The 16986-nt window shown below is 34.9% G+C and carries 16 protein-coding genes; 8 read left to right on the top strand and 8 right to left on the bottom strand.

Annotation, left to right across the window (positions count from 1 at the left end):
- Positions 1-33: 33 nt before the first annotated feature.
- Together gltX and NZ579_01025 are read left to right on the top strand one after the other, a co-directional pair.
- Complete coding sequence (gene gltX, locus NZ579_01030; protein ID MCS7298527.1) at positions 34-1416, top strand: glutamate--tRNA ligase; 1383 nt, start codon at positions 34-36, stop codon at positions 1414-1416.
- Between the two features lie 49 nt (positions 1417-1465).
- A complete protein-coding gene (locus NZ579_01025) occupies positions 1466-2950 on the top strand; it encodes a DUF4139 domain-containing protein (protein MCS7298526.1) in 1485 nt (494 codons plus the stop codon).
- Position 2951: 1 nt separating this feature from the next.
- Here NZ579_01025 and NZ579_01020 read toward each other — a convergent pair whose 3' ends face one another.
- Positions 2952-4019 carry a hypothetical protein gene (locus NZ579_01020; protein ID MCS7298525.1) on the bottom strand — a complete coding sequence of 356 codons (1068 nt, stop codon included), beginning with the start codon at positions 4017-4019 and terminating at the stop codon, positions 2952-2954.
- Positions 4020-4378: 359 nt separating this feature from the next.
- Between NZ579_01020 and argB the strand changes: the two genes are divergently transcribed.
- A complete protein-coding gene (gene argB / locus NZ579_01015; protein ID MCS7298524.1) occupies positions 4379-5233 on the top strand; it encodes an acetylglutamate kinase in 855 nt (284 codons plus the stop codon).
- Here the strand turns inward: argB and NZ579_01010 are convergent.
- Positions 5230-6018, bottom strand: a complete 789-nt coding sequence (locus NZ579_01010; protein ID MCS7298523.1) for an alpha/beta hydrolase — start codon at positions 6016-6018, stop codon at positions 5230-5232. The genes argB and NZ579_01010 overlap by 4 nt on opposite strands.
- A gap of 356 nt (positions 6019-6374) precedes the next feature.
- Here NZ579_01010 and mltG point away from each other — a divergent pair, with 356 nt between their 5' ends.
- Positions 6375-7433, top strand: a complete 1059-nt coding sequence (gene mltG, locus NZ579_01005; GenBank protein MCS7298522.1) for an endolytic transglycosylase MltG — start codon at positions 6375-6377, stop codon at positions 7431-7433.
- 125 nt (positions 7434-7558) lie between these two features.
- Here the strand turns inward: mltG and NZ579_01000 are convergent, their stop codons facing one another.
- From NZ579_01000 to NZ579_00990, 3 genes are read right to left on the bottom strand one after another with little or no spacing between them, the layout of a single operon-like run.
- Positions 7559-8734, bottom strand: coding sequence for a putative lipid II flippase FtsW (locus NZ579_01000; protein ID MCS7298521.1), 1176 nt, complete (start codon positions 8732-8734; stop codon positions 7559-7561).
- Positions 8735-8773: 39 nt separating this feature from the next.
- On the bottom strand, positions 8774-9622 hold the full coding sequence (locus NZ579_00995; protein ID MCS7298520.1) for a DUF58 domain-containing protein: 849 nt from the start codon (positions 9620-9622) through the stop codon (positions 8774-8776).
- A 3-nt stretch (positions 9623-9625) separates the two neighbouring features.
- Complete coding sequence (locus NZ579_00990; protein MCS7298519.1) at positions 9626-9925, bottom strand: metal-sulfur cluster assembly factor; 300 nt, start codon at positions 9923-9925, stop codon at positions 9626-9628.
- Positions 9926-10014: 89 nt separating this feature from the next.
- Between NZ579_00990 and prfB the strand changes: the two genes are divergently transcribed.
- From prfB to thiD, 3 genes are all read left to right on the top strand, one after another.
- Positions 10015-11121, top strand: a complete 1107-nt coding sequence (prfB, locus tag NZ579_00985; GenBank protein MCS7298518.1) for a peptide chain release factor 2 — start codon at positions 10015-10017, stop codon at positions 11119-11121.
- 1 nt (position 11122) lies between these two features.
- Positions 11123-11722, top strand: a complete 600-nt coding sequence (locus NZ579_00980) for a trimeric intracellular cation channel family protein (protein MCS7298517.1) — start codon at positions 11123-11125, stop codon at positions 11720-11722.
- Positions 11723-11817: 95 nt separating this feature from the next.
- Positions 11818-12612: a bifunctional hydroxymethylpyrimidine kinase/phosphomethylpyrimidine kinase gene (gene thiD, locus NZ579_00975; protein MCS7298516.1), complete on the top strand. Its 795-nt coding sequence runs from the start codon at positions 11818-11820 to the stop codon at positions 12610-12612.
- Positions 12613-12625: 13 nt separating this feature from the next.
- Here the strand turns inward: thiD and fliS are convergent, their stop codons facing one another.
- Complete coding sequence (gene fliS / locus NZ579_00970; protein ID MCS7298515.1) at positions 12626-13045, bottom strand: flagellar export chaperone FliS; 420 nt, start codon at positions 13043-13045, stop codon at positions 12626-12628.
- Between the two features lie 955 nt (positions 13046-14000).
- Positions 14001-14837, bottom strand: a complete 837-nt coding sequence (locus NZ579_00965; protein ID MCS7298514.1) for a helical backbone metal receptor — start codon at positions 14835-14837, stop codon at positions 14001-14003.
- Positions 14838-15040: 203 nt separating this feature from the next.
- Between NZ579_00965 and NZ579_00960 the strand changes: the two genes are divergently transcribed.
- Positions 15041-16363, top strand: coding sequence for an amidohydrolase family protein (locus tag NZ579_00960; GenBank protein ID MCS7298513.1), 1323 nt, complete (start codon positions 15041-15043; stop codon positions 16361-16363).
- Between the two features lie 55 nt (positions 16364-16418).
- Here NZ579_00960 and flgC read toward each other — a convergent pair whose 3' ends face one another.
- Entirely contained in the window at positions 16419-16874 is a 456-nt protein-coding gene (flgC, locus tag NZ579_00955; protein ID MCS7298512.1) for a flagellar basal body rod protein FlgC, read from the bottom strand.
- Positions 16875-16986 lie beyond the last annotated feature (112 nt).

Genomic DNA, 16986 nt, shown 5'->3' with positions numbered 1-16986 from the left:
CAAAAAATCCCTCATTAAGAATTTCTATTAGTTATGGTTAGATTAAGGTTTGCACCGAGCCCTACTGGATACCTTCACCTTGGGAATGTTAGGACAGCGATATTCAACTACCTATATGCAAAGAAGCATAATGGTAGTTTTATTCTAAGGATAGAAGATACTGACCTTCAGAGGTCAGAAGAGAGATTTGTTGAAGCGATAAAAAAGGACCTTGAATGGCTAGGACTTCAATGGGATGAACTATATTTTCAAAGTCATAGGTTTGAAATATACAGAGAGTATGCCGAAAAACTTGTATCCATAGGAAGAGCATATTACTGTACTTGCACCAGGGAAGAAATAGAAAATAGACTAAAAGATAATCCTAACTCAAAATTCGGTTTAAAATACGATAGGCATTGTAGGGGGAGAAGAGAAAAACCTTCGGGCAATTATGTTATGAGGTTTGACATTGGAGATTTTGAGAGAGTTGAGTATGAGGATGTTGTAAAGGGGGAGGTCAAAGTTCCGTTTTCTGACCTTGATGACTTCATAATAATAAAAGGTGATGGAACTCCTACATATAACTTCGCAGTTGTAATTGATGACTACCTTATGAATATCACTCATGTGATAAGAGGAGAAGATCATATAACAAACACAGCAAAGCAATTACTCATATACGAAGCACTTGGACTAAAAGCACCTATATTCGCACATCTTCCTTTGATTTTAAACTCTAACAAATCTCCTCTATCAAAGAGAGAAGGCTCAATTACTATAGAACATTACAGGAAAGAAGGTTATATACCAGAAGGAATCATAAATTACCTCTCAAGGCTAGGATGGTCTTACGGAGACAGAGAGATATTCACGATTGAAGAACTTATAAACCTCTTTGACATACAAAACCTTAACAAGTCAAACGCAATCTTTGACGACCAGAAAATGCTTTGGGTCAATAGTGAACAGATTAGAATGCTTACTCCAGAAAAGTTTCTAAAGTATTACACGATTTTCATCAAAGAGAATGCATTGGAAGAAGAACTCAGCGAGGACTTTCTTGTAAAGGCTTTTGAGGTATATAAAACAAGAATTAATACTCTAAAGGATTTTTACTACGAAACAAGGGTATATGTTGGTGATGATATTGAGATTGACAAAGAGTTCAACATAGAAAGCATGATTGATGAGACTGTGATAAAGTGCTTCAGGGACTTCGTAAAGAATTTGGATACCATAATCTCTAGCCCCGATGAAGAGAGTGATAGAATCTTGAGAGAAATACCAGAGAGATACGGAATAAAACTTAAGCAATTCGGTCCCCCCTTGAGAATAGCATTAACTAGCCGCAAAGTAAGTCCAGGTCTCGTTCCTGTAATCAAACTATTAGGTAAAGAAAAAACCTTAGCGAGAGTTCAAAAATTCCTAAAGTAGATAAGTTTGAAAATCTATAGACATAAGGTTTATCTTTCCATCAAGAATTATGATAAAAGTTTTTGCTCTCATTTTCACTCTAATACCACTACTCACCTTCGGATACTCCGAATTCACATTCTACAAAGATGTAGTTTTAGCAAAGATTGATATAAAAACGAATGTAATCATTATCCCAGACACTGACCTTGAGTTCGTAGTTGAAGATAATACAATACTTGGTATTTCTAACACTAACTATGTAGACGCTAGGTTAGTCCAAGAATTAAGTAATGTGGTAAATTCCATAAGAGTAATAGAGAAGAGAATCAAAGAGTATAAGAACGAAATATATAAGCACAACGACAGTCTTGAACTTATAAAGATAATTCTAGGCAGTGGATATCAAAAAGACACAAAATACATATCGCAGATGGTTGAAGAATACAAAGAAGTAAGAACAAGAATACTCAAACTTGAGAGCGAGATTGAATCACTTGAAGAAGATAAGAAAACAAAAGAGGAGATGAAACTAGCACTGGAAAAGAGGATAGAAGAAACCAAACAGGATATCAAGGTTATATATCTATCCAAGACTGGAGGAGTTTTATACTTCAAATTCAACGGTTCTTGGAATATAAACTATACTCTTGATGTAAGTAGTTCAAAACTTCTAGTCAAGGTTCTAATAAATTTACCAAGTGGTTTAAAGATGAAAGCATCAAGGATTGTTTTTACAACATTTCCATTCACACCAAACATAGTAAATACTACATTGCCTAAATTGATAGGATATCTTTACGAAGTAGGAATATTCAAACCACAGTTGAGTAGGAAGATGTATAAAATGCAACCTCAAAACGGTCAGGAAGAATTATCAAAAGAAACAATACCTACTTCAGAAAACATTCAAGAAAGCTTTAGTGATGTTGGAATTGTCTGGGAATACACAAAAGACACCACTCTAGAAAATGGGCTTGAAATAACTATTTTTAGCAACATTACACTAGAAATCACCAAAAAGTATATGGCAATCCCTCAAAGATATCAGAAAGGATTTCTAGTATTAAACATCTCAAACACATCCGAACTTACAATCTTGCCTGGTAGAATGGATTTAATAATTGATAACAAAAGAATAGAAGGACTATACATCAGCAGTTTCATACCTAAAAACCTATTCTTTGAAACTGATGGTGTTGTGATTGATGGAATATCAGTAAGGAGAGAAATTGTTGAAGAACGAACCGAAAACCCTAAGTTTCTAGGAACGAACAAAAGAAAAGTCAGAGTGTTTAAGAATATCATTGACAACAATTTACCTTTTGATGTTGATATAACCATAGTTGATAGAATACCCATACCTTCTGATGATAGGATAAAGATAGGTATTGAAAGAATAACACCCACTCCTACTTCACGGTATGAAGAGATACTCAAAGACAGTGTGTTTAACATCAAGACAAAAGTAGGTAAAGGCAAGAGATTTGAGAATACTGTATCTTACTGGATTGAGTATCCTACCGATATGACCTATGGAGAGTATGAGAGATAGATCACTTGTTTAGGTTGAAGAATTTCTTTAGCATTGCTGCTCTCTCTCTACCAACCAGTGACTCCGTTGGAGGTATGTTTGAGTAAAGCATGATACTTGCATCCCGCAGAAGTAAGATTAGATAGTTTATCATCTCACTCAGGTCAATAGTTTCACTATCCCTCATACTACTAAAAAACGATATCATACTCAACTTTGATATTAGAGACACAAACGCTTTGTAGTGTATAAAATTGGCGCTTTTAATGGTATTCTTAAAGTCATTGTATTCTTTTATAAGGTTATGAACACTGAACCTTTGTTCCATCTTTATCCTCTCGTTCATCTCAACTTCTTTAACCCTGTCAATGAGTGTTTTGAAGAGTATCTTGTTTGCTATCATTGACTTATCTGGTTGAAACGAGTATGTAAACTCCATAAAGCTTGTCCTATCGTAGAGAGGATTCCTATTGTACAGGATACCATTTGACGAAAGTGTATCTAGAACATTCTCAAAATTGCTTGAATTTCTAAGGCCCCATATGTTGAGTAAAAACTTGACCTTAACACCATGACCTATCGTTGACACATCACTGGTTATGTATCCATAAGATTTGTTAAACGCAGGAACAAAATAGTCATCAAACAGTATGCTATATCTTTCTATTATATCAAAAGTCTCGTCTATACTATTACCAGTGAAAGTGCTTCTAACATAGAAGTGGTCATAAAAATTTGTAGTTATTGAGTATCTTATTCTATTCTCAAGGTATATCTTGATGCTCCTATTTTTGGTATTCAAGAACTTAATTATATCATATTCAAGGATTTCCCTGTCTATAATACCTAGAAGTTCCACATCTCTTGATGTTATGTAAGTTATATCTGTCATACTATCACCATCAGGCAGAGTTGATAGAAACTCTTTTATCTTTGCGTTTATCTCCTTCTTCTGTTTATCATCAAGTCTTGCTGGTAGATCATATCCTGCTATATTCCTTGAGAGCGTCAAAACTGTATACACTACAAAATTTTCATCTCTCTTTGACTGTGGTGGTATCGCAGTAGTAAAAATTACATTACCAATCATAACATAAAACTATAAGATTTCTTTTACGAAAGTCAAAACAAAATTACACATCAAATCAAAATTCAAAATCATAAATTTCTCCCTTAGGGGCTTCCTAGAAGTTAAGATAGGTATTTAAAGATCTTAAAACTTCGGATTGTTATAGAAACTATCTCCAAAACCTACTATCAGTAAAGTCTGAATTCTTATTAAAACCTTTGCAACTACTAGGAAAGTAACGAATAACTAAATGATGATAAAAATTGAGAAGTCACTGGATTGAAAATGCTAAACACAAACTTTTTTGTAAGGTTCAGACTTTAACTAACCTACTCTATGTTAGATGATAGAAATGAAAATAATCTTAAATAATTAACACTATGAGCAAAGATGTAGAGATTTTGATAAAGGCATTACCATACATAATAAAGTTTAGAGACTCTATAATCGTTATAAAATATGGTGGTAGTGTTATGACAAATGAAGAACTTAAAAAATCGTTTTGTGAGAATGTTGTTCTAATTAAAACACTAGGTATGCATCCTGTGATTGTCCATGGTGGTGGCAAGAAGATAACGGAATTGATGAATAAATTAAACAAAGAACCTGTTTTCATAAAAGGTCAGAGAGTGACAGATGCAGAAACTATGGAAGTTGTTGAAATGGTTTTGAGTGGTATCATAAACAAAGATATCGTATTCAACATAATAAAGGTTGGTGGTAAGGCTGTTGGAATATCTGGCAAGGATAGTTTTACTATAAAAGCAAAGAAAAAAATAATAGAAACTGGCGAAGACCTAGGATTTGTAGGAGAAGTTGATAAGATTGAACCTTCACTAATACTATCCCTAATTAAGGACGGATACATTCCTGTAATATCACCAGTAGGAGTGGACGAAGATGGTAATTCCTACAACATAAATGCTGATGATGTAACCGCAGAAGTAGCAGTTGCTCTTAAAGCAGATAAACTCATTTACCTAACAGATGTAGATGGTATATACGAAGACATAAACAATCCAGAAACTTTCATCTCTTCAATAACCATAAAGAAGTTGGAAGAGTTAGTTGAAAAGGGTGTTATAAAGGAGGGGATGATACCGAAAGCGATGTCAATGATAAAGGCAGTAGAGAGAGGCGTCAATAAAGTTCATATAATAAACGGAACTATAAAGAATTCTCTTCTTATAGAAATATTCACTGACGAAGGTATAGGCACTCAAATAACAATCTAGATAATAGACTTTGAGTCAAGAAAGGATAGAACTACTGAGTTAAACTCTTCAGGTATCTCCAAAGCAGAAAGGTGACCAACATTCTCAAACTCAACAAAAGTTGAATTAGGTAAACTATCAGCCATATTCTTCATTACATCTAGTGGAACAATCTTATCAGACTTACCCGCTATTACCAAAGAAGGGACAGTAATATCCTTGAGTAAATCTCTTGAATCTGGTCTCGTTGCGATAACATGAACAAGATAACATAAGCCTTCCTCAGTTGTATTCTTAACAATTTCACTTATAAACTCTACAACTTTAGGTTTGTTTTGATAACTATAATCTGAAACTAGACTTTTGCTAAAGGTTTCTAGGTATGAAAGTCTATCCTGCTTTATTCTATCTATATCAGATAATCTCTTTTTTCTTGCTTCTTCGTCTAGCGCTTCAGGTCTTGTATGACAGAACACAAATCCTGCTATCCTATCCCTATGTTGTCTCCACATCTCAAACATCACATACCCACCCATACTCGTTCCTATAGGTATAAGTTTGTCAAACGGAAGGTCTTTTATATTATTCCATATAACACTAACCAAATCAGATACCGTCATTTCAATCTTGTCAGGTTTATCACTCTTGCCAATACCAGGATAATTCAAGGATATATAAGGAATACCATTCTTTGAAAAAATTTTAATCTGCTCAACATACATATCTCTAGGAGTAGGAAATGCTGGAAAGAAAATAATAGCATTCCTTGTCTTGTCCAACCCACTGTGCTCTATCTCTAGTCTCATACGAACTATTATGAAAATTTAAAGACTACTTTATCAAGAAACTCAAACTCCCGTTTCCTCTAGGTTTCGTTGAGAGGTAAAAAGTGTCTATCATTATAAATCATAATCATCAACAAACCTTCAATAAATTATATCTTTCAAAGATATCTTTCAAAGATCCCGTATTGAGATTAAATCCATAATCCTTTCTCCGAAACTCCGACTACTATCGTTTAGAGCAACAAACAATTAAATCATAGACTCGCAAGACTACTGATTAGTAATATCAACCATAACTCTTTTTTCAACAATTTTAGACCTACACAAAGAATTAGCCGATATTGGAAAAGACAGGCTATATTATTCATAATTACGCTATGAAAGTCAAAAGTTCATTCATCACTGCTTTTGCGATAATCTCAGTTGCTGCTATAATATTCGCGTTTTTGGTAATAATCTACTTAACACTATTCAACACTGGTGGAAAGGAATACCGAGAGTATATTCTTATCATAGAACGGGGTGATAACCTACACACAATCGCAACAAAGTTGCACAATCAGGGGTTCTTGGAGAATAAGCAAGTCTTTATACTCCTATCAAGGCTTTTAGGTGTAGATAAAAAGATCATCCCCTCCGCATATAAAGTCAATTCAACGATGAATATGCTTGAGATAATAGATATGATACTAAACGAAAGGATATACACAATCAAAGTAAGGATACCAGAAGGAGCAACTTCGTATGACATTGACAAAATAATCGCAGAATCGGGTCTTACGAAGAGAGGTGATATACTAAAAGAAGTAAGAAGCAAAGAACTTATCCAAAAGTATGGTATAAAATCTGACAGACTAGAAGGTTTTTTATTTCCATCAACATACTATATACCATTCTACTATAAAGATAAGCCTGAAAAAATAGTTGAGATGCTTGTAAATACCTTCTTCAAGAAAGTGAATAGAAAGGAATATGAATATCTTGCTAGCAAAGTTGGATTGACATTTGAACAAGCTGTTACTCTTGCATCAATAATAGAGAAAGAAGCAGGAAGTCCCAAAGAAGAGAAGTATCTCGTTTCATCAGTATTCCATAACAGAATGAAGAGGAACATTCACCTAGCATCCTGTGCTACTGTTATATACGGACTTATGGAACTGAATATGTGGCACGATAACAATCTAAAAAAATGGCATCTATCCTACGATACTCCTTACAACACATATATAAAGCGAGGATTACCTAGAACACCAATATCTAACCCCTCTCTTGAATCTCTGAAAGCAGCAGTAATGCCTTACGAAACAGACTATCTTTATTTCGTCTCAAAAAATGATGGCACACATATATTCTCACGAACATACCAAGAACATCTAAAGTATGTTAATATCTACCAGGTTGAATACTGGAGATACCGTAGAAATGGACAATACTAGAATATCAATATCAAATTTTAGAATAACTTACAATCTTTGATTCAAATCCATAAAGAATACTTATCAACTTATATAACATATTTAAGAAGACATCATAAAAACAACATTCTAAATGACCACTAGAACTAAACTATTCCTTTAATCTTCTCCTTGTAGCACCTGTAGATTATTCCAAGTGCTATAAATGAAGTTATAATGTTAGCACCTCCATAACTTACAAGAGGTAAGTTCGTTCCAGTAGGCGGTAGAAGACCTATATTTACAAGTATATTCACAAGCCCCCAGATTGATATTATTGAAGCAAAACCTACCACCAATGAACTTCTGTAAGTATCATTTATCCTTACTGCTAGCCTGATTGAGTAGTAGAATAACATCACAATCAAAACTATTACTAGAAGAGTTCCAATAATTCCTGTCTCTTCTGCTATTACTGAAAATATTGAGTCTGTGTGTGCCTCAGGCAAATATTTGTCTTTAATAACACCATTCCCTATTCCTACACCGAAAATTCCATTCTGGAACGACCTAAGCATACTTATGTAGTGATACCCTTTACCGAAAGGATCAGACCAAGGGTCTAGGAAAGCGATGATTCTATTGTGAAGATAAGGTAATCTATCACCTACAAGAAATGTAAATGACAAAGAGACTACGAATGTTAAAATTATCTGTATAAGAGGAACTCCCCCAACATACATAACTACCAAACTACTCAACAATATCAGAAAAGCCATTGAAACATCCATCTGAAGAGATATAACCCCGAAAAAGAAAACTGCAACTATGAAGATAGGTAAAAATACACTAAAAAAATTCTTCTTATCCATCTTTCTTGATAGGATGACTGAAATATAGATTATAAGAACCATCTTGACAATCTCGGATGAAGATATGTTTAGTATCCCAAGATTTATCCATCTATACGCATCCCCTCTAGCCTTACCAACACCTGGAACAAAAGGAAGCAAACTAACCACTATCCCTACAAGTAGAATAACTTTCACAAATTTGCTATATAGCGATGTATCTATTCTGGAAAAGACCAACATAAGCAATATTCCAACACCAACCCATAAAAGTTGTCTCAAAAAAAGACTAAACGGATTACCATACCTCTGGATTGAGATTGAATAGGTTGAGGATAGAATGAAGGTAAGTCCTATTACAACTAGAGAAAATGCGACCACAATAACCATCTGTATATAAAACGATAACTCTCTCCTCAGATTATCATCTAAGTTTCCTACGTTTTTTTGAAAAGGTAATTGTTTGGTTATAGACTCGTTCAAATAGTTCATAAAGGAATCTTCGGAAAATAAACACTTTTGTGAATACCTCTAGATTGACTTCTTCAAAGTTATGTAATAGGGAATAGATGTATTGAATGTTATAAGTGGTATTTTGTTTGAGGTTGTTGCTATGTAAAGTCTCTCTAAAAAGGTAGAAATCCTATCAATGTAGTTCTTATAGGACTCACTTACCAGTATAAGTTTTTTGACATTCTCTTCAGGCTCCACCAACTCAACAAAACTGCCTTCTACAAAATCTATCTCTTCCTGTGATAGAATTTGAAATGCTATTATATCTCGTTTCGGAAAGCATCTTCTTATAAACGAAACCTCTTGTGATGTTATAAACACAAAATCTGAGACTATAAGAAGATTGGAGTTGCTATTCACAAAAGCAGGTAATCTTTTGAGAACTTCTGAAAAGTTAGTTTTGCCGTAAGGTTTAACTTGCGATAGAAATTTGTCAAACCTACTGAAATTCTTTATCCCAAAGGAGAACGTCTGATATAAAGCATCACTGAATGTTGAGAAAATAACCTTGTACCCTTCAATACACAACTTGTAAGCGACGACACTTACTAAATACTTCGCATACTCCAACTTTGAGATACTTCGCCCAGCAACCATTGACTTTGAGATATCAAGAAGTATAAATACATCCTTACTCACGTCGGTTGAGAAGACTTTTGTATATAATTTACTTGTTCTCGCAAATAACTTCCAATTGATATTCTTAAGGTCATCAGAATACTGATACTCTCTGTGCTCTAGAAATTCGTTACTATTACCTTTGATGTTTACACTTTTGTTACTACTTTCTGATACAAAATACTTTTTAAAAATCCTATCTATCCTTACATTCTTTAGGTAATCAACGGCTATTTTCTCAAGATACATAAACTAGTAGAATAATCCTAGAGCCTGCTTACCTTCATCCGATATCATCTCTGGTGTCCAAGGTGGGTCAAACACAACATTCACACTAACATTTTCAAACTTTGACTTCAAGACTTCTTCAACCATGTTGATTAAGGTAGGACCTATCGGACAACCTACCGATGTTAATGTCATATCAAGATCAACACTCTTTCCATCCTCGGATATATCAATTCTGTATATAAGCCCTAGATTGACTATATCAAGACCTATTTCAGGGTCATATATCGCTTTGAGAAGATCCAAAACTTCCTGCTTTGTCATACATCCTCCGCATTAAAATTTAATAACCTCTTTAGTTTTGTGTCAAGGTTAGTTGAGATAGTAGTTAGAAACTTATTTATAATTCAGTTATGGGATTCACATACGACAAGTCAAAGTCCCTTCTTGCTAGAATTGAACAAAACCTTGAGATATTCAAAATACCTCAAAAGTTAGAAAGGATGAAGGAGATAACAGAACTTATCTCAAAAGCCTACTCAAATAACGACATCCAGTATGCATCATCACTATTAGTTGAACAGAACAACCTAAAGAAAGAGATTGAAAAGTGGATCAACCTAAGAAAAGAAGCATTTGACATTACAAACTTATCACAAGAAGCAGAAAAGATGGAAGATGAAAATTTACTTTCAGAGATAAACAAAGAACTAAAAGCAATAGAAGATAAATTGAATGAATATGAGATTGAGAAGTTTTTTGACTATGAGATTGATAATAGCAACTGTTTTATGAACATACACCCGGGAGCTGGAGGTGTTGAGTCGTGCGACTGGGCAGCAATGTTGTTCAGAATGTATACAAGATTTCTTGATAGAAAAGGTTTCAAATATGAAATTGTAGATTTCCTACCTGATGATGTTGCAGGAATAAAAGATGTGACTATCTATGTTCAAGGTGCTTTTGCTTTCGGCTACCTTAAGTCAGAAACAGGAATCCACAGGCTTGTGAGAATATCACCTTTTGATGCATCCAAAAGAAGACATACTTCCTTCTCCGCTGTTCATGTGATTCCCGAACTGAAAGAGGACAATAAGATCATAATAGACCCTTCAGAAATAAAGATTGAAACATTCAGGTCAAGTGGCAAAGGAGGACAGCATGTCAACAAAACGGAGTCCGCAGTAAGAATAACACACATACCAACGGGTATAGTAGTGTCAATTCAAAACGAAAGGTCACAGATACAGAACAAGGAGCTAGCAATAAAGATACTGAAATCCAAACTCTATGAACTCAAACAAAAAGAGTTGAAAGAAAAACAAGAGGAAGTAGCAGGTGAAAAGAAAAACATTTCTTGGGGTAACCAAATAAGAAGTTATATACTTCATCCTTACAACTCTGTAAAGGACCACAGAACAGGAGTTGAAACAGCAAAGACATCTCAAGTTTTAGATGGTGAGATTGATGAGTTTATAAACGCTTACATAAAGTGGGCATATATCAACAGAACAAAATGATATGAACATCCTATATGTATTTGACTTGTTTGGGACAATGGTTTTCTCTTCCACTGGAGCGATAAGAGGACTTGAAAAGAAACTAGACCTTTTCGGTATATTCGTTGTAAGTTTTCTAACTGCTGTCGGCGGTGGAACCATAAGAGATATTATCATAAACAGAATACCATTCTATTTCTACGACCTTAACTACACATTCGCTATACTTTTAGGTATTCTGATAGTAGTTGTGTTTAGAAAATTCGTTGAGAAGTATAAAAGCATTCTAGTTTATCTGGATGCTCTAGGACTTGGAGTTTTTAGTATCATTGGTGCAGAGAGGGGACTTAATGCTAACTTACCTGATATTGGAGTAGTAATAGTTGGGCTGATAACTGGAATAGGTGGTGGAATTCTGAGAGATATACTTGTTAAAGAAGTTCCTTTCGTTCTGGAAAAGGAGATATACGCAACTGCAAGTATCGTAGGATTAGTTTTATTCTTACTATTCGTCAAAACTTCAATATTTCCTTTTGTAGTCTCTGTTTGGATATGTATAGGGGTTATAGTTATGATAAGAATAACATCCTACCTACTTAACCTAAACCTTCCAAGGTTCTGAAAGATTGATTTTTTGAAAATCGGACCCGATCTAGCAAAAACCTTGACGAACCTTCTAAAAGTTGCTATCTTTTGATACTTTGAGGGGGCTAGATTATGGCAAATGAAAAGGTAGCATTAACAATAGCAGGTTCTGATAGTGGTGGTGGGGCCGGTATTCAGATTGACCTAAAAACTTTCAATAGAATCGGCGTTTTTGGCGCATCCGTCATAACATCTCTGACAGCACAAAATACTTTAGGAGTTCAAGGCATTTATGATGTTTCACCTGAATTTGTGGTAAAGCAACTTGAGTCATTGTTCTCTGACCTAAACATACATTACAGCAAAACTGGAATGCTATCCAACGAACAGATAGTAAATGCTGTAAGTGAATACCTAAAAAAAGTTTTAGATGAAGGAAAACTAAAGGGACTCGTAATAGACCCTGTTATGCGAGCAAAAGGTGGAGACCCCCTGCTAAAACAAGATGCAGTTGAAGCACTCGTTAATAGACTCTTACCTCTTGCTCTGATCATAACACCTAACATTCCAGAAGCAGAACTACTATCAGGAATGAAGATAAACAACATAAGCGATATGAAAAAATCAGCAACCGAAATATATAAAATGGGACCTAGGTATGTGATAGTAAAAGGAGGACACCTAAAAGGGAAATACGCAGTTGATGTTGTGTATGACGGAAAGGATTTCGTAATAATGAAATCCAAAAAACACTACAAAGGTGATGTTCACGGAACAGGGTGTAGTTTCTCAGCTGCTATAACCGCATACCTAACAAAAGGAGAGAAACCTCTGGAAGCAATAAGAAAAGCTAAAAGGTTTATATCCATCGCTATAAAGAACGGTATTTACATAGGTCAGGGGTTTAGAGTTTTAAAAACTTATTAATGAGTATTTATCCCTAACCTTTGATATCAACACTCTTTGAGACAACCTCTTCACGCCCGTTGACATTTTGGTTCATATTGGATATTTGCTCCCACGCGTCTCTTAATTTTCCCAGTATATTCCTTACCTCAAGTAGTATATCCTTGTTTTTTTCAATGTTTCCTTCAAACAATCTTTTGCTACAATACAGGTATATTGAGTAAAGGTTGTTAGCAATATCCTGCCCTTTTTCAAAATCAAGAGCAGTCATAAGTTCAATAAGCCCTTCCTGCGCTCTAGCTAACTCCTTATTAGAAAGGTCATACTTCCTTGTCTCAAAGTATTTGAGAGCCTGGTCAATTGAGTTGATTATTATATCATAGAGTATAACAACCAACTTTACAGGTGTCGCAGTCTCAATCTGCGCTTCTTTATAAACCCTAGCGTAGTTCATAGACCTAATTTTCGGAATCAAGTAGAAGTTCTTTAGTTTAAAGCTTAAGATATAAATTAGATTATTCTAATAAAATTAGACTACCTAAAACCAAAATATTTTGGTATCAATTTTAGTCGTATTTTAGGTATCTCTCTTACACGCACAAAAATGTGCGCGCATTCAAAACCTATTCAGAATATACCCTTCAAAAGAAAATACCTAAATATTTTGGTAAATTGGTTGCTAGTGGAAAATATTCGTTTGTGCGTGAATCTTAATATGTTTCAATATACCTTCAAGACTTGCATTTTTGGATTAAAAACCAAAATATTTTGGTGATGCGACGCACATTGACACGCACAAAATGTGCGTGATTGGATCTGTAAGTCTTTAAGCACTCTTTTGAGCCCATTTACCAAAATATTTTGGTATCAACAAAGAATCTTCTACGCACATTGACGCACAAAGTTAACATAATTTAGCCTTTTTACGCACATTGACGCACAAACGCACATTGTACGCACATTGCTACGCACAATTTTGTGCGTGCATTCAATCAAAGTCCCGAAGCACTCTTCAGCAATTTTTACCAAAATATTTTTGTATAAAAAACGCGCACAATAATAATGATAATAATATATATTATTATTATTTATTATCGTTATTATTTTAATCATGTTATTATCAACCGTATGGCTGGAATTGGTTAACAGACTCGTAGGACAAATTCCTATCATCGTTCTAAACATTTCTGATATGAACTACATTGTCACGCAGACATACCCATAACGCTTTTAGGAAGCTAATGCTGAGATTGATTACTGTTATTTTTTACCATTTATTCCAACCTCTTACTCTTTAGAAGTCCTTCTGAAAAAATCTACTATCAATATCTCAACAAAGTTATAAGTAGAACATCGTTGAAAATTGTAAACTACTACGGAGATCAAGACTATTGAACCTGGAAGATAAACTATCTAGATGGAACAACCGGGGATTTCAAATTTGAGATGAGTTTCAAAAGGAAGTTGGTTATTCTAACAGATGGACTTATCTCCATAGGATCAACACTTATGAAAGTAGAATTAAGCCCTAGATTCCTAAGTTCCTCCTCAATTAGTTTGTTGTTTTCGGTAGATAATACAATGATATCTGGAGACAACTTAAGCAGAGTTTCAACTCCAACTGTAAGCGTCTGGTAAGGTGATTTCAGGTGATCAACTACGTTTATTCCTCCAATTCTTCTTACTATATCAGATGCATAACTATTAGAACTGGCTGTGTATATTAGTGGATAGGAATATAAGAAGAAAAACCTCTTACCTTTTGCGAACTGAATAGCATTTCTGACACTAGCATAGAAGGAGTATCTGAAACTCCTGATAATTTCCTCCTTTTCTTCTCCTTTAAGGAGTCTTGAGAGTTTGAACATATTATCAACTATATCATCTACTCGTTTGTAGTCAAGAACGAATACCTTTACACCTCTTCTCACAAGGTACTCATAGTTTTCATAACTCCCCATCTTTAGCATCAGGACCAAGTCAGGTTTTAGTTTTATTATCTTCTCAAGGTCTGGGTCGTAAATCCCCCCCACAATTTCCCTTTCTACTCCACAATACCTAGTAACACCTATCAACCTATCACCGAGTCCCATAAAAAACAGAGTTTCTGTTATACTAGGAGCAAGAGATATTACCCTAGTGTATCTCTTCTGCTCAAATTTCTTACCTAAACTATCAATAACTACAGCATAGCAGTCATAGGTGAGAAACATGAAAGTTAGCAGAATTACTAACAACACTTTCATATTCACAATAATTATGTCAACCACTAATCGCTTTCTTCAATAAACCAAACGGCGAAAACTTTCAAATAGTTCGATAACAAACCTGAAACTTGAGATCTATTGAGAAAATCTCGGATCTCTGCTGAATCTCAAGTATTAAAACAACTTGAAAAATTTTACAGAGAGACTATTTTTAATAATACTGATTTCCGAATATATCTAGTATGATATTGTTTTTGAAGCCAGGGATAATAATAACACCTGATGAGGTAGTAGAAGATAAAGGTATATACATTGACACTACGAATGGTCTTATCATTGATGTAAGCGAGTATAAAACTAAGGCGGATATTAATGTGCTTCTAACCAAAAACACGATAGCAATACCAGGAATAATCAACGCACACGACCACTTGTTGGGTTCATACTGGCCCAGAGTCGGAGAGGGTCCTCACATATCTTGGAAACCCTGGGATGATATACTAAAGTCCTCCGACCTTTATAAGGAGAGAAGTAGAATACCAAACTTCTATCTCTACCTGATTGGTTCGTATAAAAACCTGATATCTGGCGTAACTACTGTTATGGATCACATCCCTCACAAAGTAAACGATAACTTCATAGACAAATTACCTATTAAGGTTATAAGAGAATACTGTCTTGCACATGAAGTATCTTCTTACGACCTCAAGTGGGGAGATGGAGTTGACATAGAACACAGGAGAGCAGTTGAGAATAACTGGCCCTTTGTAACTCATATAGAAGAGGGTTTTGACGAAGAGTCAATGAAAGGTGTTGATTACTTGATAGATTACGGAGCACTAACAGACCATACGGTTATGGTACACGGCCTTGCGCTATCAGATGAAGACCTTGACAGAATAGCAAAAGCAAGAGCTCATCTTGTAACCTGTCCTGTGTCAAATTACTTTATGTTTAAGTTAATTGCTAGAATAAAAGAATGGTTGGCAAAAGGCATAAATACTTCTTTGGGAACGGACTCACCAATGTCAGGAGGTATGAACATTCTTGAAGAAATGAGGTTTCTTAAGATGGCATACAAGAGTAAGTATGGTGAGGAACTAAGCGATAGAACGATACTTTATATGATAACGAAAAATCCAGCGAAAGCTTTCAGGATACAAAGCAAGGTAGGCTATATAAGGAAAGGTTATCTTGCGGACATAACGATATTCAGGAGAAACAATGAGGATCTGTTTTCAAACATAACTCAAGCGTGGTTTAACGACATTGAGTTGGTATTCATAAATGGGATACCTAGATATGGTTACGATTACTACCAAGAACTCTTTGACAAATTCTCAAATAACATTGAATACTCAAAAGCAATAATTGATAGGCAAAACCGGATAATTGTCGGTTCTCTTGAAGGGCTTATGAGGACAGTATGGAAGTTTGTAGGTTTCAAGAAACAGTTGCCATTTATTCCTATTACCGTAGAGGATGACTATGGCAAGAATAATACTGATAGCAGTAGTGTTATTGGTGATATTACTAGGACTTCTAGCGCTGATCTTCTATATTGACTACAGGAATAAAAAAAGGCAATATGAAATGAGAAAGAGAAGCAAATAACAGATTTTATCTACCAATCTGCAGAGCCTTTTCAAACATCTGTCTAGTTGAGTTTATTACGGTTACGTTTGCTTCGTAGGATCTTGACGCTGATATCATATCAACCATTTCTTGGACTACATTCACATTAGGATACAAGACATAACCTTTATACTTACCATACTTTATGGCATCTGGATGAGATGGGTCATAAACCATCCTTGGAGGATTATTGTCTTTCTCAACTTTTACAACCTTAACACCAGCACCCTGACCAGGTTGCAGTGCTTCAGGTAAAAGATAACTTTTGAACTTCAAACTATCATCTCTCGGCATAAGTACAACTCTTTGTCTCTGGTAGGGACCTCCTTCAGTAGTTCTCGTTGTTTCAACATTAGCGATATTATTTGCTATTACATCAAGTCTAAATCTCTGTGCTGTTAGACCACTACCTGCTATGTTTAGAGACGTAAACATTCCCATACCTGGACTCCTTAAGATAAAAATCGTCAGACTCCTAATATGATTTAGTTTTTCAACGCTTCTTGAATAACAAAAGAGTCTAAAACTATTGAAGGTTTTTTATACTGGTCAG

The organism is Spirochaetota bacterium (assembly GCA_025061835.1).
GTDB lineage: Bacteria > Spirochaetota > Brevinematia > DTOW01 > DTOW01 > SKYB106.
Note: the sequence above shows the minus strand (reverse complement) of the source record. Positions and strands in the feature narration are given on the sequence as shown.

What these genes read in the sequence shown, in the direction of transcription:
- gltX (MCS7298527.1), top strand. Translation starts at nt 34, where the DNA reads ATGGTTAGATTAAGGTTTGCACCGAGCCCTACTGGATACCTTCACCTT.
- NZ579_01025 (MCS7298526.1), top strand. Translation starts at nt 1,466, where the DNA reads ATGATAAAAGTTTTTGCTCTCATTTTCACTCTAATACCACTACTCACC.
- NZ579_01020 (MCS7298525.1), bottom strand. Translation starts at nt 4,019, where the DNA reads ATGATTGGTAATGTAATTTTTACTACTGCGATACCACCACAGTCAAAG.
- argB (MCS7298524.1), top strand. Translation starts at nt 4,379, where the DNA reads ATGAGCAAAGATGTAGAGATTTTGATAAAGGCATTACCATACATAATA.
- NZ579_01010 (MCS7298523.1), bottom strand. Translation starts at nt 6,018, where the DNA reads ATGAGACTAGAGATAGAGCACAGTGGGTTGGACAAGACAAGGAATGCT.
- mltG (MCS7298522.1), top strand. Translation starts at nt 6,375, where the DNA reads ATGAAAGTCAAAAGTTCATTCATCACTGCTTTTGCGATAATCTCAGTT.
- NZ579_01000 (MCS7298521.1), bottom strand. Translation starts at nt 8,734, where the DNA reads ATGAACTATTTGAACGAGTCTATAACCAAACAATTACCTTTTCAAAAA.
- NZ579_00995 (MCS7298520.1), bottom strand. Translation starts at nt 9,622, where the DNA reads ATGTATCTTGAGAAAATAGCCGTTGATTACCTAAAGAATGTAAGGATA.
- NZ579_00990 (MCS7298519.1), bottom strand. Translation starts at nt 9,925, where the DNA reads ATGACAAAGCAGGAAGTTTTGGATCTTCTCAAAGCGATATATGACCCT.
- prfB (MCS7298518.1), top strand. Translation starts at nt 10,015, where the DNA reads ATGGGATTCACATACGACAAGTCAAAGTCCCTTCTTGCTAGAATTGAA.
- NZ579_00980 (MCS7298517.1), top strand. Translation starts at nt 11,123, where the DNA reads ATGAACATCCTATATGTATTTGACTTGTTTGGGACAATGGTTTTCTCT.
- thiD (MCS7298516.1), top strand. Translation starts at nt 11,818, where the DNA reads ATGGCAAATGAAAAGGTAGCATTAACAATAGCAGGTTCTGATAGTGGT.
- fliS (MCS7298515.1), bottom strand. Translation starts at nt 13,045, where the DNA reads ATGAACTACGCTAGGGTTTATAAAGAAGCGCAGATTGAGACTGCGACA.
- NZ579_00965 (MCS7298514.1), bottom strand. Translation starts at nt 14,837, where the DNA reads ATGAAAGTGTTGTTAGTAATTCTGCTAACTTTCATGTTTCTCACCTAT.
- NZ579_00960 (MCS7298513.1), top strand. Translation starts at nt 15,041, where the DNA reads ATGATATTGTTTTTGAAGCCAGGGATAATAATAACACCTGATGAGGTA.
- flgC (MCS7298512.1), bottom strand. Translation starts at nt 16,874, where the DNA reads ATGGGAATGTTTACGTCTCTAAACATAGCAGGTAGTGGTCTAACAGCA.